Below are 22,685 nucleotides of genomic sequence, written 5' to 3' on the forward strand. Positions count from 1 at the left end.
GATAAAAATGGAAAAAGCAAAACCTGTAAACACAAAAACTTGGCAAACTGAAGTAATAAATTCACAGATCCCAGTATTTGTAGACTTCTGGGCAGAATGGTGCGGTCCGTGCAGAATGGTTAGTCCAGTTATTGAAGAACTTGCCGGTGAATACGCTGGAAAAGTCAACTTTGTCAAAGTAAACGTGGACGAAAGCAATGATCTTGCTTCGAAATATAATGTCTTTAGTATACCTACACTTGCTATATTCAACAAAGGCGAAGTAATTTCTCAGCAAGTAGGTGCAGCCTCAAAGTCCTCTTACAAAAACATGATTGATAAAGCATTAGAGAAGGCCTAGTCATAAAAAACTAGACCTAAAATTTTTTAATCTAAAATAATTAATAACGGTCAACGCAACTTTTTACATGTCATTTGGAGATGTAGATACATTTAATCTGCTTTTTGATAAACTTCAGAATCTGTTAAATGACTCTCAGGGATATTATGAATCATTTCTTGATGCTAACAACCTATACAAGCAGGGAAAAATGTCTGACAAAGAATTTTTTGAAAAACTTGGTGATTATGTTGTTGCATATTCTGCATTAGAATTTCTTGCAGTAAAAGTAATTTTTGAATTAAAAAAATCAGTTGATAAAATTGCTGGAGGTTCTGCACCAAGTACTACACAAATAACTGGTTCTGTACATATGGGAGGATTTGGTAGTCCTCCACCTACACACATTTCAGCTGCAACAATGCCAGGGCCTGGTAGACCGCCCTCAATAGTTTCTGCCGCTTCAGCATTTGGTAATCCTGGAACACTTCCTACACCGGATCCTAGCTTGATGCCACAATCTTCCAGTGGACCAAATTGCTCCTCTTGTGGTACACAACTGAAATCAACAGCAAAATTCTGTACAAAGTGCGGAAAAAAAGTCTAGTAATCTTATTATAAAATTGAATTTAGAAATTTAGTCTTGATTTGCTCCACATTGAGTACAAAACTTTGCATTCAATGAAAGCTTGAAACCACATTCTGGACAGAATTTTGTGGTAGAACTCGTCTCAGTTTGTATGCTTCCATAAATTCCACCGCCGACTGATTTTACTGCACCTGTAGGGACAAATGTGTCATCATCAATAATTGGTACCGGCGCAAAATCTTTCTCCTCTATGAGAGTCATTATCCTTGGTATTGTCTGACCTGGATTTTTAGGATCTGGTACCATGTCTCCCAACCAAAATGCAAACCTTGTTAGTGTAAGTTCAGGTGTGGAGAAGGTCAATGTATGATTTGACATATAGTCCTCGGCTGCCGCTTTTCCATTGAACACTTTCATTATTTGCATTATTACCTGTAGCTGTATATTGTTTTTTGTACGTTTATGACCTTAAAGGATGCTTTTCTGAAAAATAGATTATATGATAAATTAAAGATTAAACGCCAAAATGATTTTCATATGATATCTGCAATAAAGATAAAAAGGAAAAATGTCTGGAAAAGAGGAAGAATTTTCCCTTAAGATGTAGTAAAAAGGATCGGAAATTGGGTTGTTTGTAATTTTTTATTTTAACTAACAAAACAATGAAGAGAAAGGTTTTAATCAGTGTAAATTACCACTTTTACTGAATTGGATTACAAATTTTCTATTGCCATATTATCATTAATAGTAGTTTTTTCTGCTACGATGCCAAGTCTTATGGTAAATGCACAAACTGCGCCCTCTACAGGTGTTGATAGATCGATTGATGCATGTGTTAACCAATACGATAGCGGTCAATTAACACCAGATTGTTATTACATACAACAAATGGCATACCTTGGTTTGCATTATGATCGTTTCATGCTGACAAAAGGTAATGTCATACCGGCAGATACTTTGATAGTTACTGAACAAACAAACATAACACTTTCAGGTTTAAAATCAACATCCCCCATTCCGGAGAATACATTGTCTTACGCTTGGACACAAACCGCCGGTGATATGGTAAAATTATCTTCTACTACTAATCCTGTAATATCATTTGTTGCACCAGCAGTTAATACAGATCAAGTAAAATTATTACGATTTGGATTATCAGTAGACGATGGACATGGGGGAATAGATCAAACTTCAATCAACATTATAGTTATTCATCTTAATCGTCCACCAATTGTAACCGTAAATACTCCTCTTACAGTTAATGAAGGAAGCCAGGTAACACTTTCAGGTTCTGCAACTGACCCAGACAATGATAATTTATCATATGCATGGGGACAATCTTCAGGCCCACGTGTAAAATTAGCATCTTATTCTGATACAACTACAACATTTACTGCACCAATAATTTATCCTGATACAAACAAAGTCCTATTGTTTATGCTTACAGCAGATGATGGACATGGAGGTAAATCAAGTGCTACAGTAACAGTTAATGTTGTAAGTACTCACCATGCACCAACAGTAGTATGCCAAGATATGACAGTTAGTGAGAAATCTCAAGTTACGCTTTCGTCTACAGTAACAAACCCAGATAACAATGCATTGTCATATGCTTGGAAACAAATTTCAGGTCAACCCGTAGCATTATCATCTACTACTGACGCAAACCCAACATTTACTGCACCATCTTACGATGCGGCTGGTAACGAACTTAAATTCCAAGTTGATGTTACTGATGGTATATCAGATGTTCAATCATGTCAAATGACAGTTACTGTAAATCCATTACCAGTACAGGTATTGCCACCGGTAGCAAATGCAGGTCCTGATCTAACTGTAACTAAGGGACTTCAAGTTACCTTGGATGGTAGTGCAAGCACTGGCAAACATTTGACATATTCTTGGAAACAAACTGGAGGAGATCCTGTGGCATTGCTCTTTGCTAGTACAGTACATCCAGTATTCTTTGCACCAAATGTTGACGTTGGTCAAACAAAGATACTAGAGTTTACACTAACAGTTAGTAATGAAAATGGACAAAGCAGTGCCTCTGTGAAAATCACAGTAGTGAATCCAAACTTGCCTCCAACAGCTGTAATCACTCCACAATAAGAAAAACAGACTCGCTGTCTCAGATTGTATTAAGAAAACAATTCTTTTTCCTTATTGTTTTGTAATTGTTTCTAAATTTCATATGTCTAATTCATAAACAATTACTTGGATTTGTTATTTTTGGAAAAAATGGGTGCAGACTGGACCTGTCTCGGCTCCAGATGAGTAGACCTGTGAGAGTGTTTTCACCTATATTTAGGTGGACTGAGGGTTTGTCAGCCTCAGAGGGTTTGGATATGAGGAAAAAATAGCAGTAAGCTTATCGGTGGAGTTATAAAATTCCTTTTCAAATTTTTTATTTTAACTAATAACAAAAGAGAACTTAAAACTGATTAAATCATAATTGAAATAAATGGACATATACACTTGCCCAATGCATCCAGAAGTGAGACAAGACAAGGCTGGAAATTGCCCTAAATGTGGAGGTATGAAACTTGTACTTTCAGATTCCTTGAAAGCTACAGTTGTTTCCAAAAATGATGAGAATGAAAGTGTTGGCTCATCAACGTGGAAAAATTACATACCTCTGGCAATAATAATTAGTTTGATATCAGTAACGACAGTCGTTCTGTCCTTCAGGGATTCCCAACTTGGTAATTTCGCAATCTCAAAAACCATGTCTTACTTTATGATAGGATTCTTCCTTGTTTTCGCTGGCTTTAAGCTAATAGGTTTGAAGGGTTTCGCAGAAGGTTATTCTACTTATGATCTTTTGGCAAGAAGAATTTCATCATATGGATATGCTTATCCATTCATTGAACTATTTTTTGGATTGGCAATGATACTAAATCCAACTTCAAAGCCACTTTTACTAGCGGAGATCTTGATCATGAGTTTCAGCGGATTAGGTGTAACAATAAAACTGAGAAAGAAGGAAAAATTCCAATGCGTCTGCTTGGGAACTATCCTGAAAGTACCATTGACAAAAATTACTGTTGTCGAAGATTTTGGTATGGCAGTATTGGCATTAGTGATGTTATTTATTATAGACTAGATGAGGCTTTTTTCATCCATCTAAATATAGTTATAATTTCTGAATCAAGGTTAGAATTCTGTAAGGCTATCATTTTTCATAATAAACTAGTACAAAACTAATTCCAATAGACCGAGATTGTGACAGAAAGGACACATTTCATCTTTCAAACTTTCTTGTCTGGTTTTTTTCTTGGATGTAAGAATAACTCCATTAAATCCACAATTAGTCATCTTGCATTTTGCCCTAACCGCCAATTTTTCAGAATGATTTTTTCTGAAGCAGGATATTATACTCATTATGTTATTTGTTTGAAAGATCTATAAAAAAATGGTTTGCCATAATTGGAAATTACTTGAATCTCTACTCGTGGTTTAGACATTTCACAGATATGAACTCGCCTGCTGTTTTGCCCAAGAGTGTTTATACATTCATTAAGTGGACCGAGGGGTGTTTCCACCGACAGTTGGTTCAGACACTCTCCATTCTTACCCGGTCAGGGAGGCAGAAACCCATTGGAGTGGGATCAAAACTCCTACCCAAATTTTTATTCGATTTTTTTTATTTCATCAAATAGTTTTTTGAAGTTTTCAATAGTATCAGATGAGAGCTCATTTTTTTCCTTTTTTGATACTATTTTATCATAAAAATTCCTTGATACAATAGCTTTACTGGACTCGGTATTAAGAAGATCATAATTCTTCTTATCTTTTGGATCAAATAGATCTTCTATAGAATCAGTATTAGTTTTTCCTACCTGAATAATTTTCTCATCCCTAACACCATCTCGTATTAGTGAGTTTCTAGTTTTTGCAGTACCTTTTCTATCAAGTAGAATTTTATAATTTAATCCATAACCATGCAATAATGAAGCTACGGTGCCTACATTTACATTACCTACACATGGAATGAATACAACATCATCAGGAAATTTGTATCCCTCATTTTTCAGATAATATAACATTGTCTGCAGATAGTAATAATCACTTACACCTTCTATTACGATGTTTCTTTTATTAGGAAAATTCAATCCTTTGGTAATATCCAATCCAATTGCAGTAATAATAGGCGTTAAAGTTTCAAGATCAGCTCTAGTATTAAAATTATTAATTGTTATATTATCACTATCTACACTATTTGTAACTAATCTTAGCCTTCCTAGTTTTGTTGGATCTATTAGATATGGAGAATGAGTACTAAAAATTATTTGATTATTTTCAGATAATTTTTCCAAAAGTCCAAGTACATCAAGCTGTGCTTTTGCGTGAAGATATAAGCCGGGTTCATCTATTAAGAAAATTCTTTTTTGGTCATCTTCTGCTGTTAGTCTAAGAAAGAATGCGATATACCATTGTAATCCCTTACTTCTCTGTTCAGGTCTATAAAGAACGTCTTTTCCTTTATCTTGTATAAAAAATAGCACATTTGATCCATCGATTCTGAATGATATTTCAATTGGGTTTTGGTTCCAATGGTCGCCAAATGCATCACTTGTAATTCTTGAAGCTTTGTTTGTTAAATTAGCTCTAGTTTGATTATCTGAAGAAACTAGTTTTTCTCTATCGATACCTGATAGTTTAGCTAAATCATCTACAATTCTGTGATTTTGTCTTAAAGCCTCTTTATTAGTAAATTCAGTATATTGGATCTCAGCAGGTAACACATCATTAAATGAGCTAAAAAGAACCACTCTTGGAAGAAATTGAGAAACCATTTCTATGAAATTTTGTTCTTTTTTAAGCACATCTCCAAGGTCATTTAGATTTTTAATTAGAGCGTTAATAGTTGGGTTTACAGTGATTGAAGCTAGGGGATTATTAGCATTAATCCATGTCATTATTCCATTTATTTCATTTATTCTATTTTGTATTGGTATGGATTCTAATTCAAATTTATCCACATTGTTAAGAGAATGAGGTATGGCATTTGAAGCAAGTAATTGATTTAGTTCTAACATTTTATTTCTAACATTATTAATGTTGACCAAAGGTTCACTTATGATTTTTAATGCAGCATCCACAAAATTACCAGTAACAACATACGTCGGCTCTTTATTTGATCTTTTTATTATAACTTCGTTAGATTTAATGGTAAAATCTTTTGTAAATTTTGATAACCACAAAAATTTCTCATCTTCACTTATTTTGAATGTACACTTTAATTCGAATTTTCCATCATTTTCTATATGCTGAGGTTTGTCGGTCTCTTTAAACTGCCAATCGTCATTAAGTGCTTCTAAAGCTTGAAGAATGGTTGTTTTACCAGCTTCATTTTTACCTGCAAGTATGGTAATTTGCGGCGATAATACACATTTTACATGTTTTATTGATCTAAAATTTTTAATTTCAAATGATTCTAATTGCATATATTGCTTCTCGAGATCAGATCATAGAATTATGATATATTTATCAATTAAGTGTAGTTTTACAAATTTTTACTAATTTGAACTCATTAATGATCTGAGTTCTCACAAGTCTGAACTCATTTTGAATTTTGTTTGTACGGTACAGGTTCTTAATCAGTATACTGTTTTTTGGAACTGTCAAATCTACGTCGGATCTACTCTTTGTCAAAAGTCGTCGGGTGGCGAGAAGGTGATTTTTTGAACTACTTGGAAAGCATCATGATCATCATAGGAGTGATTTTTTCAGATATTACTTGGTATCTGATAGGAGTTAAGAAAGGAAAAACAATAACAAAATAATTTTATAATTTTTTTAACGCCAGTGAACCGCCTATCATCAGTATAATTCCTATACCTAAAGCGACAATGTTTGTGATTTGCCCAGTTGTAGTATTAACTCCCCAAACTATCAATAATATGAAACCACCTATTAACAGTCCTAAACCTAAAGCGATTTTTAGAGCATGTTCGGCAAAATCAGCCATATCTGTTTGATGTATTATAGATCTAAATCTTAACTGATCAATGATCTTTTATCATTTAGATCTTTTTATGAATAATAAAAAATTTCAAAGGTATGGGTCAGCTTTGCATATCTACTAATCTAGTATCGAAATAGATTAATCCATCACCGACATAAATCACCCCACCTTCATTAGCTTTGATTATTTTTGGCTCAAGTTCTCTTTCTAATGGAATTACAGTCATGTTTGTTGGTGTTTTTTTAGAAACAAGAGCATACATGATGTGAGGTTCAGGTATTACCTTCTCATCAATTACACCATATACATCAATTTGAGAACCCCTATATCGATGAAGGTCAGGATCGCCCCATTTTATTTGCTTAGTCCATTCTTCAGGTTCATAGCTTATTGAACTATATCGGATGATTTTTCTCATACTGTTAGTTATTGGTAGTTGAATCATAAATATTATTTCGGTAAAATAGTATGACAAAAACTCGATGGTAAATCAATATTTCTAAACATAATCTATAAAATGTCAAACAATTATTTTGTTAAATAGAAAGTAACTTTAGATTCTTACCATGCAGTAACTTGATAGTCGCCAAATTCTCCTCTTCCTTTGAAGGTACGCGGTACTTTCCACTCGAAATCTTTCAAACCTCTTATAATTTCTCGTTTCATTTTTTTTCTTGTAGCAGGAACAAGCATAGCATAATCGATTTCTCTAAGGATTTTTTGTTTTCTCTCATCTTTTCTGATTTGTTTCCTTTGTGGATTTTTTAGTAAAATATGCATTATGATTATTGATTTTTTAGCATAACGTGATAGTTTGTATTTTTCTTGAATATTGGTAGTTATCCTAGCACCATGTACTAACTGACTACGGTATTTGTATAATTTATTCAAATCTTCATACACTGAAACTGGATTTAATCCTGACAGACCAAGCAGAAACGATGTTCGTTGTACAAGTTTATACTTAATATCAGATTCACCGTCATTGAATAATGCTTCCAAACTCATTGTTGCACTAATGAAACCTTCATTTGTATAAACAAATTTGATTTCCGAATCATAAAAATAATCAAGGCTCATTTTGAGAAATTCATTTTCTTCGTTTATCGAAGTATATTTTTCGTGAAGGAATTTAATTTGTTTAAGAAAAGTAGGTGCATATTTCTGAATTCTCTTAATCGCTTGTTTTGGATATGTATGTGAAATTCCACCAATCAAAAGACCTACCTTCTTTTTTCCAAATTCTTTTTTTGATTTAATTGATCCACCACCTCCACCGCTTAATTTTGGTGCATTATTTGTTAACAAAGTTGAAATTTTTACAAATGGGAAAATTTTTTGTTCATTTCTGCGGTCGTTTGCATTACCTAGAATGAAAACATCTAAAACTTTACCGTCTTTTTTTAAAAATATTTCTCCTTTTTTGAGCCAGATTTTTTTATCAATTTTGACATTTTCATCTATTAAACTAGGAATGTTAAATTCCCATTGGAATAATTGAGAACTCATATCTTATCTCTACTAGCATTCTGTATAAGAGTAACCCACCTGTTATCTCCTTCTATCTTAATTCTTGCAACATCTTTTTGGATTAAATAACATCTGGTATCTATTTTTAGGAATAACGACGTTCATGATTGGGATCGGTTTAATAGGATTTTATATTATTCAATATAAGTGCTAGAACAACTAAATAATAGAAAGAAAGCAGTATTTTGCGTTTTTCTTGTTGTAGGGATAATAGTAGTTCTAGTAGGCTTAGGTATTACTATCAAAGGGTATTGCGATCACGAGAAAGCATCTTCAAACCCATCACTCCAACCCATTCCAACAAATCAAATTAAAACACCAGAAACCATTCCAACTGGCTCTCAAATTTCTAATGTAATAATAGAGTATCAGACAAATGATGGGATCTTGAGTGCAAATTATCCGTTTAATTACACTATAACAGCGGTAGTAAACAATCCAGATCAATTTAATAAAATAGTAGCACTTCCATGGACAGTAGTAAATGGAATGTCATTACCAACTACAGATTTTGTCATGTCAACTCTAAAGAACGGAACCTTAACTTTTGATAATATAACTTTGAATAGGATTCCAAATAAAAATGGATTTTATGGTTCAAAGATAAATGAGATTGTTTCTACTGAAAGGAATTTGGGATTTTTTTTAATACCTTATACAAATGGAACACCTAGAGGGGGACTTTTCATTTATCAACAAGATCCTCTTATCATACATCCACAAGTAGATGAACTTCAAGCACAAACAGATAGAGATATTCAGAAGCAAAACATAGACTCTACAGAATCTAACGCTTATGTCTTCGGTTTAACTGTAGTGATCATTGGATTCATTCTAATTGGTTTACCATTGGAATTTATCGTACATGGTTGGCTTCTTAGAGAGGATAAAAAAGACAATACTAAATTTTCAAGATTAGACGAAAACCCAAATTATTTACTGGTTGGATAATTATTACTTTTTTCTGAGATATTCACTAAGAATAACTCTGATAGTTTCAGGTACAGTATCAACCAATCGTTCTTTACGTTCTCACGGTCACGAATCTTAGCGTTTAATTTTTCTTAAAATAACCTTGTGACCTTCTCTTATTGATTCTTCTACGCACCCTGTCTGCAACATCAAAACCATATTGCTCTCTCATGGATTCCATGAATGTCTTTCTTACCCTTCCAAACCTAGTTTTTTCGGATATAATTGCCTCTTCGCACTCTAATTCTCTTTTTTTCTCTTGATTTGTCTCTTTTTCAGATGTTTTTCGGTTAAATATCGGCATATCTAAAACACGTACGAAAACGATGAAGTTGTGCCCCACAACAAGTATTTTCTAATCTCTTTTTCTTCATTTTTATGCTGTGCAATTAGTTTCTCAATGATCTTTTGCATTGTTTCAAATCCGTCTTTCTGATTTTCTTTTAGATCAAATTTCTTAGCCTGTGGATCAATATGGTATCTTAATGTAAAGACCATAGTATAGTGTGATATCGCTTCAAGCACTCCTGTTATTACATGAAATAATCCTGTTACATTTTGATTAGTGACTTTTACTCCAGAAAGTTCGTTCTTATCATCTGTATGTTCGAAAAGTGGTTTTAATTTTCTTAATCGTTTTAATGCATCATCTGCAGTCATTTCGTAGCTTTTTAAAATATTATGAAAAGACGTATCAAGTCCACTGAAAAAGCCGGAATTTAGATACAGAATGATCTTTTGCTTTCCTTCCTTCTTTGTACCTATGACTCTTTGTTTTATTAGTTGATTTTTTACATCAACAAAATCATTTTTACTACACTGTAAATTCCTAAATAATTCATTTACAGAACAACCTTGTTGTCCATATTCTGACAAATGGGATATGATCTCCTTTTTTAGCTCATCTGTCACACTGGTATTATACTAATACCGGTATTTATATCGTACTGATTCCATAGTATTAGTGAAAGATGGAAAAATTACATGAACTAATCACCGTGAAAGAGGTAAATACTAGAAATAATCTTGCTATACCTGATGAGGACTGCAATGAAGTCATGCGGTCTGACTATGGGAAAAAATTGACAGAAAAACTACATCAAACAACAACTGCCAAACAAAAAACATCAAAAAAATACACACTGCTTTGTAATCCAGACATAAAACGGTGGTATGACAACACAGCAAGAGGTAGCCCGCTTACAGCAGACGTTAGGTTACGCCGACTGTCTCACTTTTGTGAGATAACAGGTATAACGCCTATGGAGTTTGCCAAGCTAGCACAAAAAGACTTGCGTGCTGTAACAGATCTAATACAAGACCATATCACATGGATGGAAGAAAAAAAGCACTCGCCCGGATACATAGACAGCACACTTACAGGACTGAAATCTTGGTTGCGTCACTTTGACATCGTAATAATACGCAAGATCAAGATCAGATATGTAGACAGTACTCCAACACTAGAAGGCGAGAGAGTTCCAGACCAATCGGAGATGACAGAAATCTTCAACCGCGCATCACTTCGCACCGCAACTACAATAGCTCTTATCTCAAAATCAGGGCTAAGGTTACAGGTGCTAGGAAACCATGACGGAACAGATGGTCTGACACTTGCGGACATACCGGATATACAAATCCAAGGATCTACTGCGGTATGTATTGCAAAACCTCCGATGATAACAGTCAGAAGAACACTCTCGAAAACAAGACATCAATACTATACATTTCTGACAGAGAACGGAACACGCAAGCTCCTAACATATCTCAACGAGAGAATCGCAAAAGGAGAAAAGCTTGGACCAGAATCTCCAGTCATAGCACCAAACACAAGCTACAACATACATCGCGGAAACAATCAAGGAAAGAAATTCCTTCCAACAAAAAGAATAGCGCATGAAATTCGAGAAACATTGAGACCGCGATTTGCATGGAGACCGTATGTATTGAGGGCGTTCTTTGACACACAGCTCCTGATGGCAGAATCAAGAGGAAAGATAGCTCATGACTTTCGTGTCTTCTTTATGGGACACAAGGGAAGCATGGAGGCAAAATACACAACCAACAAGGGAATGTTGCCTCTTGAGCTAATCGAAGAGATGAAGCAGGCATTTAGACGAAGTGAAGAATTTCTTGATCTGGAAATCAGGATTGAACAAAAAGAAAAACAACATCAACAAAAAGAAATGGAGAATTTGAAGAACGGACAAGACAACCAGATGGTTGTTTCGATTGAGCAAGTCGAAGAGCTAATCGGAAAAGGTTGGAAGCTTGTTGCCATTTTGCCACAGGGAAAAGCAGTCTGCACCTACAGTGGGTGCAGACCGTGAACCAATTTGCACCAACAGTGAAGGTGGACCGAGGGGGATTTGAACCCCCGACATCCGCGTTGCGAACGCGGCATCACTACCACTAGACTACCGGCCCTTTTGTTATCAAGAATGTTATCTGTTTTTATTCATTTACTCTCAAAGAATAATACTAGGATTCTGAAGAAAATCACTGATGACTTTTGATACGGTAATTACTGATTCACATGTACTTCTACCAAGCGGAATGATAGAAAAAAATATTGTAATTGATGATGGTAAGATTGTTGATTTTACAACTGAAGTTCCACAATGTAATGTAAAAATTAACGCTAGAGGCTTGATATCTATGCCTGGAGTTATAGATCCACATGTACATTATGGTGTTTATTCACCAATAGGAAAAGCTGCAATTACAGAATCAAGAGTAGCTGCTATTGGAGGAGTTACTACAATGATGCGAATGTTAAGGTTGGGAGGTTCATACAAAAAGCTTCTTAGTTTGCATCTTTCGGAAAGTGCTATTTCTCATTATATTGATTATACTATTCACGCATCAATTCTTCAGAAAAATCAAATCGAAGAAATGGAATTTTGTACAAAAAAAGGAATCAACTCATTTAAAGTTTACATGAACTTGGGTGAAGATGTAAGTCATGTCTATATGGATATGGATCCTAGATCAAGTTCCTTAAACGAAGAAAAAGTGGAAGTAGATTTAAACATGATTGAGAAAATAGTTTCAACTGCAGCATCTCTACAATGTCCCATCTTGGTTCATGCTGAGGATTATCAAATGTGTTCATGTGGTATAAGAGAAGGAAAAGAAAAAAAGAAAGATGGGCTTGGGGCATGGTCGGAGAGCAGATCAGTTGAATCTGAGATAAAATCTATTAGATCTATTTCTAAAATTGCCCGAAAAGTTGGATGTGTTTTATACTTTGTACATATTGGATCACAAGGAGCTATGAATGCTATAAAAGATGAAAAAAAGAATGGTACAAAAATTTTTGTTGAAACTTGTCCTCACTATCTTACACTGTCATATGAATCGCAAAAAGGTTATCTGGCAAAAGTAATGCCACCAATTAGAACATCAAATGATGTAGATGCTATGTGGAAAGAAATTCAATTTGGTGCTATTAATTCAATAGGTACTGATCATGTTGCAAATAGACTAAATCTTAAGCTAGCAGGAAATGCGGTATGGGATGCACTTGCTGGCTTTCCTGGAATAGGAACGATGTTACCTATCTTAATTAGTGAGGGTGTAAACAAGGGCAGGATGACATTAGAACAACTTGTCTCTTTAACAAGTTTCAATACTGCAAAAATATTTGGAATGTTTCCAAAGAAGGGAAGTCTTCAAAATGGCTCAGACGCTGATATTGCTATTATTGATCTGAAAAAAGAGAACAAGGTTTCCAGTCAACTACTCGATGGTTTTTCAGATTATACTGTATATGAGGGTTGGAATCTGAAAGGTTGGCCTGTTAAAACACTAGTAAGAGGAGAAATTGTAGCAGAAGATTTTGAAATACTAGGTAAACCAGGCTATGGAAAATTTGTTACAAGACCTGTTCTAAGTTAAAGCATAAAATTTTCCATTTTCTTTTACTTTGTATATTATGTCTGGTTTTGTAAAGAGTCCAACTTCTATAACGCCTGGAATTTCTATGATTTTTGTAGCCAATTCTTTTGGTTTTAGTATGTTGCCAAAATCACAATCCAAAATTATATTTCCATTTTCTGTCACAAAAGGATATCCTCTTTCTATAATGCGCAGGTTTGGTTTTCCGCCATATTTCTTAATTTGTTTTGCAGCAATATTTCTTGCAAAGGGATGTACCTCAACTGGAACACTTCGGTTTAATTTTTTAACAAATTTTGATTCATCAGCAATGATGACAACTTTCTTTGCGATATTTATTAGAATTTTTTCACGTAATAATGCTCCACCTCCTCCCTTTATCATATTTTTATTTTCATCAATTTGATCTGCACCATCAAAAACAAGATCTACGTGTTCAATTTGGTCTGCTTCAATTATTGGTATTCCTGCTTTTTCTGCTTCTATCTTAATTTGTAAAGATGTGGGAATTGCTTTTATCTTGATTTTATTTTTTTTTAGATAAGGACCAATTGATCTAACTATAGTAGTCGCAGCCCTTCCACTACCGAGTCCCAAAACATAGTTGTTTTTAATTAATTTTAATACTTCGCTTGATAATGCCTTAATGGCATCATCTAATGTCAACTATTCTACCTCTACTTGTTCTAGCTTTGAAAGTGCTTTCATTATTTCGTTTTTAATTTTATCAATATCTTTGTCATCTTCCTCCAGTTTTTCTTCTTCTGGAATTTTTAATGCGGTAGGAATCTGAATTTTTTTCTCAGTAGGTGTTTGTTGTTCTAGGTGAGGGGTTTCTATGACTGGCTGAGGTGTCTCTATGGCTGGTTTTGGGATTTCTAGTGGTTGAATTTCAACTTGTTTTGGTTGTTCGATTTCCATAACTGGATTGATCACTTCTTGTTTAGCAATTTGTTTTGGTGTGGCAACGGCTGGTTTCACAAACTCTAATGGAAATTCTGGAATTCTATTTGGGATTTCTGTCAGTGTTGTAATCTCTACTGATCTATGATTCTCTGGAATTGGGATTTCAATAAATGGTTTTGAAGTATATTCTTCTTTTGGTTTTTGAATCTCAGTCTCGGTTTCAACTTTCTTCATTTGTGGTTTTTCATAAACAATTTCTTTGATTGGTTCTGGTTGTTTTGTTTGGGGTACAGGAATGGTAGTAATTGCAATCTTGGAAGAAATTTCGTTTAGTCTTTGATCTAAGTGTGATAGTTTTTGATCCATTAATGTTATCAATCCATCTCCAAGTGGTCCAAGATCTGGATGCTTGCTAGCTGTCTCTAGTTTCTCAATTCTAGTTATCACAATACCGAGCTGATGTTGATATCTGAGTAACAATCTGTCACGATGTACTTTTGAGAATTCAGATTCCTGCTGATATAATCTGGATATTGTTTTTGTAAGAATTTCTTTTTCTATTTTGAGTGATTGAATCTGGCTTTTGATAGTTGAACTTGTTCCGATAATTTGTTTGTTATTTCTTCGTTTTGGGATTTTGTCCATGGCAACTGCCGTACAGGCTCCTGCAACTGAACCTAAAACCAAAACTAGTTCTTCCATCTAGGTATACCATTTGATCCAAGTGTATTTTCTTATTCTTGCATCTGGATATCCGCAGCTAGCACAACGTTTGTGTCGTGCATGATATGCGTTTTTTCCACATCTCCTACACCTGATGTGAGTATGCTTTTTTGTATACCCACCCATTGAGGTTGTTCCTTTAGTCATTATACAATCACTTTGGTGGTGGAGATATGATTACCACATTGTCTCCTCGGACAACTATGGTTCCAAGACTTTTTGACTCGCCCTCCGAAGGGATCTCTTCTGAAGAGTCAAGTAGCAGGTTCATGTGTTGGTCAAAACCATGTAGGTTTCCTCTGATTACTTTGCCGCCCTTTAGTTTGATAAGAACGACTTTGTTGAGGCTTTCATCCAATACTTTTACTGCCATGTCTACTGACATTTATTTCACTTATTACCTCCTGTATTGAGGGTATATATTAAAATTTCATTGGTGTAATTTTCGGCTTTTATCAGTAAGGCAAGTTTGACTCTTTTAGGAGATTCTGTACAATCTCTGATAAGATCATCTTGCCATCTTTTGCAGTTGCTTTAGTAGGATCTCCCCACACACCATTTTTTGTTACAGCTAAAAATGATCTAGATGCAAGTTTGTTTAATCGGTTTTGTTGTTTTTCAGAATACTTGTCAATATTGAATCCACTTTGTGCCTTCTTCATATCTACTTTTTTTGATATTGCAAGCATTATTGATGTTTCGACAAAACCGGCGTGATCAAACTTTCTTTTCATAAAATGCCAGTAGGAAAACACTGAAACTTGCACTTTTCCTCTTGTAATTTTATTCATTATTTTAGGAATATTTTTTAAAGATGGTTGATTACCGTGATGACCATTAAGTATTATGATGTAATTGATTTTATTTTTTGATAATGATGTACACAAATCTATAAGAAATTTTTGTAGTGTTGACTTTGATATACTCAGATTAAAGCGCGGGTGATGTTCAAATGAAACTCCATAATTTATTGTAGGTAGAAGTATAAAGCCCGTTTTTTCAGAAAGACGTCTTGCAACCTCAGATACAATATCTGAATCGGTGGAAACTGGTAGATGAGACCCGTGTTGCTCTATGGAGCCCATCGGAATGAGAACAACACGTCTCTTAGTTTTAATTAACTTGCTTAAAGCGGGATCTGAAAGATCCTTAACTTCTATCATCTAGATCGCTTAGGTTTTACATGGACTTTTCCCCAGTAGACTTCTAGTCTTCCCTCTAGGTGCATTTTCACCGCTTCCAAAAGCGTTTTTGCTTCAATTCTTTGCCCTTTATTTTTTAGGGATTCTACAGTTTCATCTGAATCTATTGCAAATGCATCTTGAAAAATTATTGGACCCTGATCCAAATCTTCTGTTACATAATGTGCAGTACAACCAACTATCTTAGCACCGCGTTCATATGCTTGCATATAAGCAAAAGCTCCTGGAAATGCTGGTAAAAGTGATGGATGTATGTTGATTATTCTATTAGGATATCTCCAAACAAAGTTTGGAGATAAAATTCTCATGTATCTTGCTAAAACTATCAAGTCAATATCGTATTGTTTTGTAATTGCGAGTATTCTTTCTTCAGATTTTGCCTGATCAGTATCTTTAACAAGTACAAATGGGATCTTTGCTTTTTTTGCAATAGGAGCCAGTGTATTTTCTGTACCAATAATTACTATAATCTCACCTTTTAACTGGTTTTTTGTTCTAGCTTCAAGAATAGCATGAAGACAATGTGTTTCTTTTGTAACAAGAATTGCTACTCTCTTTCTAAGTGCAGCTTCATGATGTACATTTACTTCCATCTTTAGATTTTTTGCCAGTTGTTCGACTTCCTGATTAAATTTTTTTATGCTAATTTTTTGTGTAAATGACGATTCAAGATACATTCCAAACAAACCCCTAATTACATTCTGATTAATTTTTTCAACATTACCGCCTTTTTGAAATATAAAATTTGTAAAGCCCGCTACTACTCCTTCATGATCTCTACCTACTACAGTTATCTCTATTCTTGTTTTGTTCATTCTAAATTTGTTGGAAAGCCGTACTTTATTAATGCTTAAATACCCTTTTGAGATATCTCGTAGTGATAAAATGCGTGGATGCTATAAATTTCCAATTCTATAATGCGTGAGCGATGAGTTGAGTTTTTTAATATTATGCAAAACTGAGGAAAAATAATGGATAGATCTAGAGGCTCAGAAAAAAATCGTAATAGAGGAAAAAGTTATGATCACAATAATCCGGTAAGAATTTGTACGGTGTGTTCAACTTTAGGTGATTGGCATTGTTATGAATGCTCCAAAGACTTTTGCGGTTCTCATTTTACAAATCACAAAGAAATGCAACTTTGTGTAGCACAGTAGGTGCGGGAGGTGGGATTTGAACCCACGAACTCCTAAAAGACAGGGTCCTAAGCCCTGCGCCTTTGACCAGGCTTGGCAACTCCCGCATGCACCATGACTTTTAAGACAAATTTATCTATTGTTGATAATAATATGGCAAAGCTATTTGGAACAAATGGAATCAGAGGTATATTCGGAGAAAATTTTACACTAGGTTTTGCATCTGAAATTACATTATCACTTGCAAATTTTTTCAAAAAAGGCCCCATTCTTATAGGATATGATGGCCGAGATTCTAGTATTATAATTTCAAAAATAATATGTTCCTCTTTGAATTCGGCTGGACTTGATTGTGCTATTGCTGGATTAGTTCCCACACCGTGCCTACAGTTTGCTACAAAAAAGCTTGGTTACAATGGAGGTATAATGATAACAGCTTCACATAATCCACCACAATATAACGGAATAAAGCCAACTGCAAAAGACGGTGTAGAAATTTCAAGAAAAGACGAACTAAAAGTAGAAGAGATTTTTTTTAAAAAGAAATGGACAATAAACCCAAAGAATTTTGGAAAAACACAAAGGGAAGAAAAAGCTATTCGAACCTATCTAGATGGAATAAAGGCACAGATTGATATTGAAAAAATCAAGTCTAAAAAATTTAGAATAGTTATGGATCTGGGTAATGGGGCTCAGGCAATAACCGCTCCAAGATTATGTCGTGAGCTTGGGTGTGATGTGATAACTATTAATGAAGAAATTAACGGGTCATTTCCTGGAAGAGGATCTGAACCAACTCCTGAAAACTTACAGGATCTATCAAACAAAGTAATTAAAACCAAAGCAGATCTAGGAATTGCATTTGATGGAGATGGTGATAGAAGTATTTTTTGCGATAATAATGGAAAAATTTTAACTGGGGACAGATCCGCACTTCTTATTTCTAAATTCATCCTAAACAAAAATCCAAAATCAAAACTGATTACAACAATTAACTCTACATCTAGAATAGAAGATGTTGCAGAAAAAACAAATTCTCAAGTTTTAAGAACAAAAGTAGGAAGTGTAGAAGTTTCACGGGAAATGATTGCCACAAAAGCAATAATTGGATTTGAAGAAAATGGTGGATTTATGTATGGAAAACATAATCAAGTCCGAGATGGTGCAATGACTATGGCATTAGCATTAGATTTACTTGCACATTCCAATAAAAACATGTCAGAAGAATTGGAACTTTTACCTTTGTCATTTACTACAAAAGGTAAAATTGATTGCTCAAAACAAGAAGCAAAAAAAATAATTCAGACTCTGATGAAAGAAAATCAAAAGAAGGATACAACTGATGGAATCAAAATAATCTTTGATAAATCAAATTGGGTGATGATTAGACCAAGTGGAACCGAATCAATAGTAAGAATTTATGCAGAATCTGATTCTCTAGAAAATCTTCATGATCTTTTTGCAAAATATATGTCAAAAATAAAATCAATTCTTGGCAGATAACACTTTTAAAACCAATTGGAAGCACTCTAGGGATGGAAATGATCCCAATGGGTGATACATGTGGCTAAGGCTTATTATGTGAAGTTTCAGGTACCTGATGACTTGGTCAGTCCAATCTATGAGGCACTAAGAGTAGCCCATCAGAGTGGAAAGGTAAAGAAGGGTACAAACGAAGTTACAAAAGCAATTGAACGCGGAATAAGTAAACTTGTTATTATAGCAGAAGACGTGGAACCTCCAGAGGTAGTGGCACACCTTCCAATACTTTGTGAGGAACATGGTGCAGCATATGCATTCGTTCCAAGTAGACAAGATCTAGGTAAGGCTCTTGGAATAGACGTTACTTCTGCAGCTGCATCAATAATTGATGCAGGAGATGCTCAACACATAGTAGATCAAATCATAGCATCACTTTCACAAATTAAGGGTGGGCAAGCTAGTAAATGAGCAGCGAGGGAGTTACTCCGGCAGAGGTCATACAAATAGTTGGTAGAACTGGGATTGCGGGTGAAGTTATTCAAGTTAGAGTAAAAATAATGGATGGAAAAGACAAAGGAAGAATCTTAACAAGAAATGTAAAAGGTTCAGTACGAATGTCTGACATTTTGATGTTACGCGAGACTGAACGTGAAGCTAGAAAAATAAAGTGATTATAATTGAGTGTACTAGTAAAACCATGCAGTTTTTGTAATAGGCCAGTAGCAAAAGGATCTGGAACAATGCTTGTTAAAAACGACGGCACTGTTTTCTGGTTTTGTTCGTCAAAGTGCAAAAAAAATATGCTTGTTTTAAAACGAGATCCAAGAAGACTCAAGTGGACCGACAAATACGTTAAAGGCGGAATAAAGGTCAAAAAATAAAATGTCTGAGCAATCGCTTTTTATTGTAAAGCCAGACGGAGTGGAACGAAAATTGGTCGGTCAAATTTTGTCAAGGTTTGAAAATAAAGGATTCAAAATTGTAAAACTAAGAATGTTTACTTTTACAAAAGAAATGGCCCAAGAATTTTATTCAGACCATAAATCAAAACCATTTTTTGGCGAACTCGTGTCTTTTATAACATCTGGCAGAGTAGTGGCAGCAGTAATAGAAGGTAATAATGCAATCGCTACAACTAGACTCATGATCGGTTCCACAAAATCTTTCGAGGCATCTCCAGGTTCAATTAGAGGTGATTTTGGACTTGGATTTACAGACAACATAATTCATGCCTCCGATTCTAAGGAAAGTTTTGAAAAGGAAGTATCTGTAGTATTCAAGTGAAACTAGTTGCAAATACGGCAGCCAATAGTAGCAGTTCTTGGTCATGTAGATTCAGGTAAGACTTCATTACTTGACAAAATTCGTGGAACTGGAGTACAAGGAAGAGAAGCAGGTGGTATTACTCAACATATTGGAGCAAGTTTTCTTCCATCTGATACAATAAAGAATGTCTGTGGTCCACTCTTTGCTAAACTAAGTGGAGGAAAGGATGAGATTCCAGGTCTTTTGGTAATTGATACGCCAGGACATGAAGTTTTTACAAATCTACGAGCTCGTGGAGGATCTGCAGCAGATATTGCAATATTGGTTGTTGATGTAAACAGAGGGTTTCAACCACAAACTAATGAAAGTTTGAAGATATTGCAGAGCAGAAAAGTACCGTTTGTAATAGCTTTAAACAAAGTAGATCAGATTTCTGGTTGGAAAAAAACTAATACAAAATTTATTTCACAATCAATAAAAGAACAAGATGCATTTATACAGACTGCACTTGATGAACTGCTTTACAACGTTGTCGGAACATTATCAATACTAGGTTACAATTCTGAAGCGTTTTACAGGGTTAAGGACTTTACAAAAGAAATATCCATAGTGCCAGTGAGTGCACGAACTGGAGAGGGAATTCCAGAATTACTTGCTGTGTTAGTAGGTTTAACCCAACAATATATGCAAAAAAAACTAGAACAGGAAGAAAAATCCACAAAAGGCATTGTACTTGAAGTCAAAGAGGAAATTGGTTTAGGTGTGACTGCAAACATTATTTTAATTGATGGTAACCTCAAAAAAGGTGATACCATAATCCTAGCAAAAAGGGATTCTGTAATTGCTACAAAAGCAAAAGCAATACTTTTACCAAAACCGCTTGATGAGATGAGAGATCCACGAGATAAATTCAAGCCTGTTAATGAAGTTACGGCTGCAGCAGGTGTCAAAATTGCGTCACCTGATCTTGATGGTGTTCTTCCAGGAAGTCCTGTATATGCCACCTCTGACGATTCTCAGGTAGAGGAATTGAAAAAATTAGTTGAATCTGAGATGAAATCTGTTTTTGTTAAAACAGATACAAAAGGAGTCATTCTAAAATGCGATACAATTGGTTCTCTTGAAGCTTTAACTGATCTATTAAAACGCCAAAACGTACCGATATCTATGGCAGATATCGGACCTGTTACAAGACGTGATGTAGTTGAAGCACTTTCAATAAAAGAAAAGGACAGACATCTGGGTGTTGTAATTGCATTTAATGTTAAAATTTTACAAGATGCCCAAGATGAAGCTGATGCAAATCATATAAGAATTTTCCATGATCAAATAATTTACAGTTTAATTGATAATTATACTCATTGGGTGGATGAAGACACTGCAAATGAAGAAAATGCTGTTTTTTCGGAGATTACTCCGTTGTGCAAATTTACATTTCTAAAAGGATACATATTTCGGAAAAGTAATCCAGCAGTCTTTGGTGTTCGTGTGGATGTGGGTAATCTAAGACAAAAAATTCCAATAATGAATATGTCTGGAAGAAAAATAGGGATAATCCACCAATTACAAGACAATGGAAAAAGTATTGAAATGGCTAAAAAAGGACAAGAAGTTGCGGTTTCAATCCAAAACATAACAATTGACAGACAAATATCAGAGGAAGAAGTTTTCTATTCTTTCCCACCAGCACCTGAGGTAAAGCTTTTGATCAAACAATTTGCTCACAAATTAAATCCTGAAGAATTCCAAGTATTACAAGAGATAGTGCAAATACAAAGAAAACTAAATCCTATGTATGGATATTAGGCATATTTCTGTGCAAGCATATGAATACCTGGTTCGCCAACTGCACCAACTGCCTTGTCTACTAGTTGACCATTTTTAAAAATGATAAAAGTTGGAATTGCATACACACCATATCTAGAAGAAATTCCCTGAGCATCATCAACATTTACTCGAGCAAATTTGATAGTTTTATATTTTTTAGATAATCTGGTAAATATTGGAAGCATGTATTGGCATGGACCGCACCAAGTAGCCCAAAAATCAACAAGTACTGGTTTATCGCTAGCAATAGCATTATCAAAATTCGCATCTGTTAGTTCCAGAATCTCTGGTTCTTTTTGAGTTGTCATTTCGGCCATTTTCTTTTTCATTATTTCTTCAAGTTCTTTATCTACCAACAGAAAATCAAAGAATTAAACACTATTTAATAATTTAATCTATAAATCAAGAAGAAATCTCATCATGACGGGTTTTTCCTGTTTTATTTCCATTAGGTGAAAGGTGGGTGATTTTATCTCTAATTTGAAATGATGTTTTTTAAAATCTATTTCTTCACCGTCTATATTTGCTGCAAGACTATATTCGACATTTTTTGTTAATGTTACAGAAAACCTTTTTGCTGCAAATCCCTCTGTTATTGTAAGTATGATGATCTCTTCAAGCCAATTGTAAAGTAAGTTATTAAGATCTTTTGCAACGATTTCAATTTTTTTATGGCTTTTTTCTTCAACTGAATTGATATCTATCATTGTATCAACAACTGATATGCCAGCATTTTCAAAGGCTTCTTCAAGTGTGTTTCCAGTGACCTCGATAAAGGCATCTGTCATATGTTCCAAATCTCTATATGCCATTGATTTTATGATGCAAATCTCATCTATTAATCCCTTGTAAAATTTAGTTG

Annotated in this window: 30 protein-coding genes and 2 tRNA genes; 15 read left to right on the top strand and 17 right to left on the bottom strand. The window is 34.6% G+C overall.

The annotated features are described in order from the left end of the window. Positions 1-7: 7 nt before the first annotated feature. Positions 8-340, top strand: coding sequence for a thioredoxin (trxA, locus tag VEU72_07410; GenBank protein HYL66966.1), 333 nt, complete (start codon positions 8-10; stop codon positions 338-340). Between the two features lie 67 nt (positions 341-407). Beyond that, positions 408-926, top strand: a complete 519-nt coding sequence (locus VEU72_07415) for a zinc ribbon domain-containing protein (GenBank protein ID HYL66967.1) — start codon at positions 408-410, stop codon at positions 924-926. Positions 927-956: 30 nt separating this feature from the next. On the opposite strand, the gene VEU72_07420 is transcribed toward VEU72_07415, so the two are convergent. Next, positions 957-1,334 (bottom strand): zinc ribbon domain-containing protein, encoded by a 378-nt coding sequence (locus tag VEU72_07420; GenBank protein HYL66968.1) that lies wholly within the window; start codon positions 1,332-1,334, stop codon positions 957-959. 282 nt (positions 1,335-1,616) lie between these two features. Between VEU72_07420 and VEU72_07425 the strand changes: the two genes are divergently transcribed. Together VEU72_07425 and VEU72_07430 are read left to right on the top strand one after the other, a co-directional pair. After that, positions 1,617-3,020 (top strand): hypothetical protein, encoded by a 1,404-nt coding sequence (locus VEU72_07425; GenBank protein HYL66969.1) that lies wholly within the window; start codon positions 1,617-1,619, stop codon positions 3,018-3,020. A 352-nt stretch (positions 3,021-3,372) separates the two neighbouring features. Continuing rightward, on the top strand, positions 3,373-4,014 hold the full coding sequence (locus tag VEU72_07430; GenBank protein ID HYL66970.1) for a MauE/DoxX family redox-associated membrane protein: 642 nt from the start codon (positions 3,373-3,375) through the stop codon (positions 4,012-4,014). A gap of 526 nt (positions 4,015-4,540) precedes the next feature. On the opposite strand, the gene VEU72_07435 is transcribed toward VEU72_07430, so the two are convergent. Continuing rightward, the gene (locus VEU72_07435; GenBank protein HYL66971.1) at positions 4,541-6,358 is read right to left on the bottom strand and encodes an AAA family ATPase; all 1,818 of its coding nucleotides are present in this window, start codon (positions 6,356-6,358) and stop codon (positions 4,541-4,543) included. A gap of 201 nt (positions 6,359-6,559) precedes the next feature. Here VEU72_07435 and VEU72_07440 point away from each other — a divergent pair, with 201 nt between their 5' ends. Then, on the top strand, positions 6,560-6,697 hold the full coding sequence (locus tag VEU72_07440; GenBank protein ID HYL66972.1) for a hypothetical protein: 138 nt from the start codon (positions 6,560-6,562) through the stop codon (positions 6,695-6,697). A 2-nt stretch (positions 6,698-6,699) separates the two neighbouring features. Here VEU72_07440 and VEU72_07445 read toward each other — a convergent pair whose 3' ends face one another. The 3 genes from VEU72_07445 to VEU72_07455 form a co-directional block, all read right to left on the bottom strand. Next, positions 6,700-6,882: a hypothetical protein gene (locus VEU72_07445; protein ID HYL66973.1), complete on the bottom strand. Its 183-nt coding sequence runs from the start codon at positions 6,880-6,882 to the stop codon at positions 6,700-6,702. A 97-nt stretch (positions 6,883-6,979) separates the two neighbouring features. Further along, positions 6,980-7,297 (bottom strand): hypothetical protein, encoded by a 318-nt coding sequence (locus tag VEU72_07450; protein ID HYL66974.1) that lies wholly within the window; start codon positions 7,295-7,297, stop codon positions 6,980-6,982. A gap of 143 nt (positions 7,298-7,440) precedes the next feature. Next, positions 7,441-8,388 (bottom strand): hypothetical protein, encoded by a 948-nt coding sequence (locus VEU72_07455; protein ID HYL66975.1) that lies wholly within the window; start codon positions 8,386-8,388, stop codon positions 7,441-7,443. 168 nt (positions 8,389-8,556) lie between these two features. Between VEU72_07455 and VEU72_07460 the strand changes: the two genes are divergently transcribed. Beyond that, positions 8,557-9,360, top strand: coding sequence for a hypothetical protein (locus VEU72_07460; protein ID HYL66976.1), 804 nt, complete (start codon positions 8,557-8,559; stop codon positions 9,358-9,360). Positions 9,361-9,463: 103 nt separating this feature from the next. Here the strand turns inward: VEU72_07460 and VEU72_07465 are convergent, their stop codons facing one another. Together VEU72_07465 and VEU72_07470 are read right to left on the bottom strand one after the other, a co-directional pair. Beyond that, a complete protein-coding gene (locus VEU72_07465; GenBank protein HYL66977.1) occupies positions 9,464-9,685 on the bottom strand; it encodes a hypothetical protein in 222 nt (73 codons plus the stop codon). 2 nt (positions 9,686-9,687) lie between these two features. After that, positions 9,688-10,293 carry a hypothetical protein gene (locus VEU72_07470; protein ID HYL66978.1) on the bottom strand — a complete coding sequence of 202 codons (606 nt, stop codon included), beginning with the start codon at positions 10,291-10,293 and terminating at the stop codon, positions 9,688-9,690. Between the two features lie 59 nt (positions 10,294-10,352). Here VEU72_07470 and VEU72_07475 point away from each other — a divergent pair, with 59 nt between their 5' ends. Beyond that, on the top strand, positions 10,353-11,711 hold the full coding sequence (locus VEU72_07475) for a hypothetical protein (GenBank protein HYL66979.1): 1,359 nt from the start codon (positions 10,353-10,355) through the stop codon (positions 11,709-11,711). 24 nt (positions 11,712-11,735) lie between these two features. Here VEU72_07475 and VEU72_07480 read toward each other — a convergent pair. After that, a tRNA-Ala gene (locus VEU72_07480) sits at positions 11,736-11,808 on the bottom strand. Between the two features lie 78 nt (positions 11,809-11,886). Here VEU72_07480 and VEU72_07485 point away from each other — a divergent pair. After that, on the top strand, positions 11,887-13,281 hold the full coding sequence (locus tag VEU72_07485) for an amidohydrolase family protein (protein ID HYL66980.1): 1,395 nt from the start codon (positions 11,887-11,889) through the stop codon (positions 13,279-13,281). Here VEU72_07485 and rpiA read toward each other — a convergent pair. From rpiA to VEU72_07515, 6 genes are all read right to left on the bottom strand, one after another. Beyond that, positions 13,273-13,947, bottom strand: coding sequence for a ribose 5-phosphate isomerase A (rpiA, locus tag VEU72_07490; protein ID HYL66981.1), 675 nt, complete (start codon positions 13,945-13,947; stop codon positions 13,273-13,275). The two genes, VEU72_07485 and rpiA, sit on opposite strands and share 9 nt — an antisense overlap. After that, entirely contained in the window at positions 13,948-14,889 is a 942-nt protein-coding gene (locus VEU72_07495; GenBank protein ID HYL66982.1) for a hypothetical protein, read from the bottom strand. Continuing rightward, positions 14,890-15,057: a 50S ribosomal protein L37e gene (locus tag VEU72_07500; GenBank protein ID HYL66983.1), complete on the bottom strand. Its 168-nt coding sequence runs from the start codon at positions 15,055-15,057 to the stop codon at positions 14,890-14,892. Between the two features lie 7 nt (positions 15,058-15,064). Further along, positions 15,065-15,295, bottom strand: a complete 231-nt coding sequence (locus tag VEU72_07505; protein HYL66984.1) for an LSm family protein — start codon at positions 15,293-15,295, stop codon at positions 15,065-15,067. A gap of 70 nt (positions 15,296-15,365) precedes the next feature. Beyond that, complete coding sequence (locus VEU72_07510) at positions 15,366-16,073, bottom strand: creatininase family protein (protein ID HYL66985.1); 708 nt, start codon at positions 16,071-16,073, stop codon at positions 15,366-15,368. Then, complete coding sequence (locus VEU72_07515) at positions 16,070-16,927, bottom strand: formyltetrahydrofolate deformylase (protein ID HYL66986.1); 858 nt, start codon at positions 16,925-16,927, stop codon at positions 16,070-16,072. The genes VEU72_07510 and VEU72_07515 overlap by 4 nt, the downstream gene beginning before the upstream one ends. A 156-nt stretch (positions 16,928-17,083) precedes the next feature. Between VEU72_07515 and VEU72_07520 the strand changes: the two genes are divergently transcribed. Beyond that, on the top strand, positions 17,084-17,269 hold the full coding sequence (locus VEU72_07520; GenBank protein ID HYL66987.1) for a hypothetical protein: 186 nt from the start codon (positions 17,084-17,086) through the stop codon (positions 17,267-17,269). 1 nt (position 17,270) lies between these two features. On the opposite strand, the gene VEU72_07525 is transcribed toward VEU72_07520, so the two are convergent. Then, a tRNA-Leu gene (locus VEU72_07525) sits at positions 17,271-17,355 on the bottom strand. A 46-nt stretch (positions 17,356-17,401) separates the two neighbouring features. Here VEU72_07525 and glmM point away from each other — a divergent pair. From glmM to infB, 6 genes are read left to right on the top strand one after another with little or no spacing between them, the layout of a single operon-like run. Beyond that, positions 17,402-18,751, top strand: coding sequence for a phosphoglucosamine mutase (gene glmM / locus VEU72_07530; GenBank protein ID HYL66988.1), 1,350 nt, complete (start codon positions 17,402-17,404; stop codon positions 18,749-18,751). A gap of 60 nt (positions 18,752-18,811) precedes the next feature. After that, entirely contained in the window at positions 18,812-19,198 is a 387-nt protein-coding gene (gene rpl7ae / locus VEU72_07535) for a 50S ribosomal protein L7Ae (protein HYL66989.1), read from the top strand. After that, entirely contained in the window at positions 19,195-19,401 is a 207-nt protein-coding gene (locus VEU72_07540; protein ID HYL66990.1) for a 30S ribosomal protein S28e, read from the top strand. The genes rpl7ae and VEU72_07540 overlap by 4 nt, the downstream gene beginning before the upstream one ends. 6 nt (positions 19,402-19,407) lie before the next feature. Further along, a complete protein-coding gene (locus tag VEU72_07545) occupies positions 19,408-19,611 on the top strand; it encodes a 50S ribosomal protein L24e (protein HYL66991.1) in 204 nt (67 codons plus the stop codon). Position 19,612: 1 nt separating this feature from the next. Further along, the gene (ndk, locus tag VEU72_07550) at positions 19,613-20,014 is read left to right on the top strand and encodes a nucleoside-diphosphate kinase (protein HYL66992.1); all 402 of its coding nucleotides are present in this window, start codon (positions 19,613-19,615) and stop codon (positions 20,012-20,014) included. Between the two features lie 6 nt (positions 20,015-20,020). Continuing rightward, positions 20,021-21,802, top strand: coding sequence for a translation initiation factor IF-2 (gene infB / locus VEU72_07555; protein HYL66993.1), 1,782 nt, complete (start codon positions 20,021-20,023; stop codon positions 21,800-21,802). Here infB and trxA (VEU72_07560) read toward each other — a convergent pair. Both trxA (VEU72_07560) and VEU72_07565 read right to left on the bottom strand, forming a co-directional pair. Continuing rightward, a complete protein-coding gene (gene trxA, locus VEU72_07560) occupies positions 21,799-22,179 on the bottom strand; it encodes a thioredoxin (GenBank protein HYL66994.1) in 381 nt (126 codons plus the stop codon). The genes infB and trxA (VEU72_07560) overlap by 4 nt on opposite strands. Positions 22,180-22,218: 39 nt before the next feature. After that, positions 22,219-22,635, bottom strand: coding sequence for an archease (locus VEU72_07565; GenBank protein ID HYL66995.1), 417 nt, complete (start codon positions 22,633-22,635; stop codon positions 22,219-22,221). Positions 22,636-22,685 lie beyond the last annotated feature (50 nt).

This window comes from Nitrosopumilaceae archaeon (genome assembly GCA_035631875.1).
GTDB lineage: Archaea > Thermoproteota > Nitrososphaeria > Nitrososphaerales > Nitrosopumilaceae > TA-20.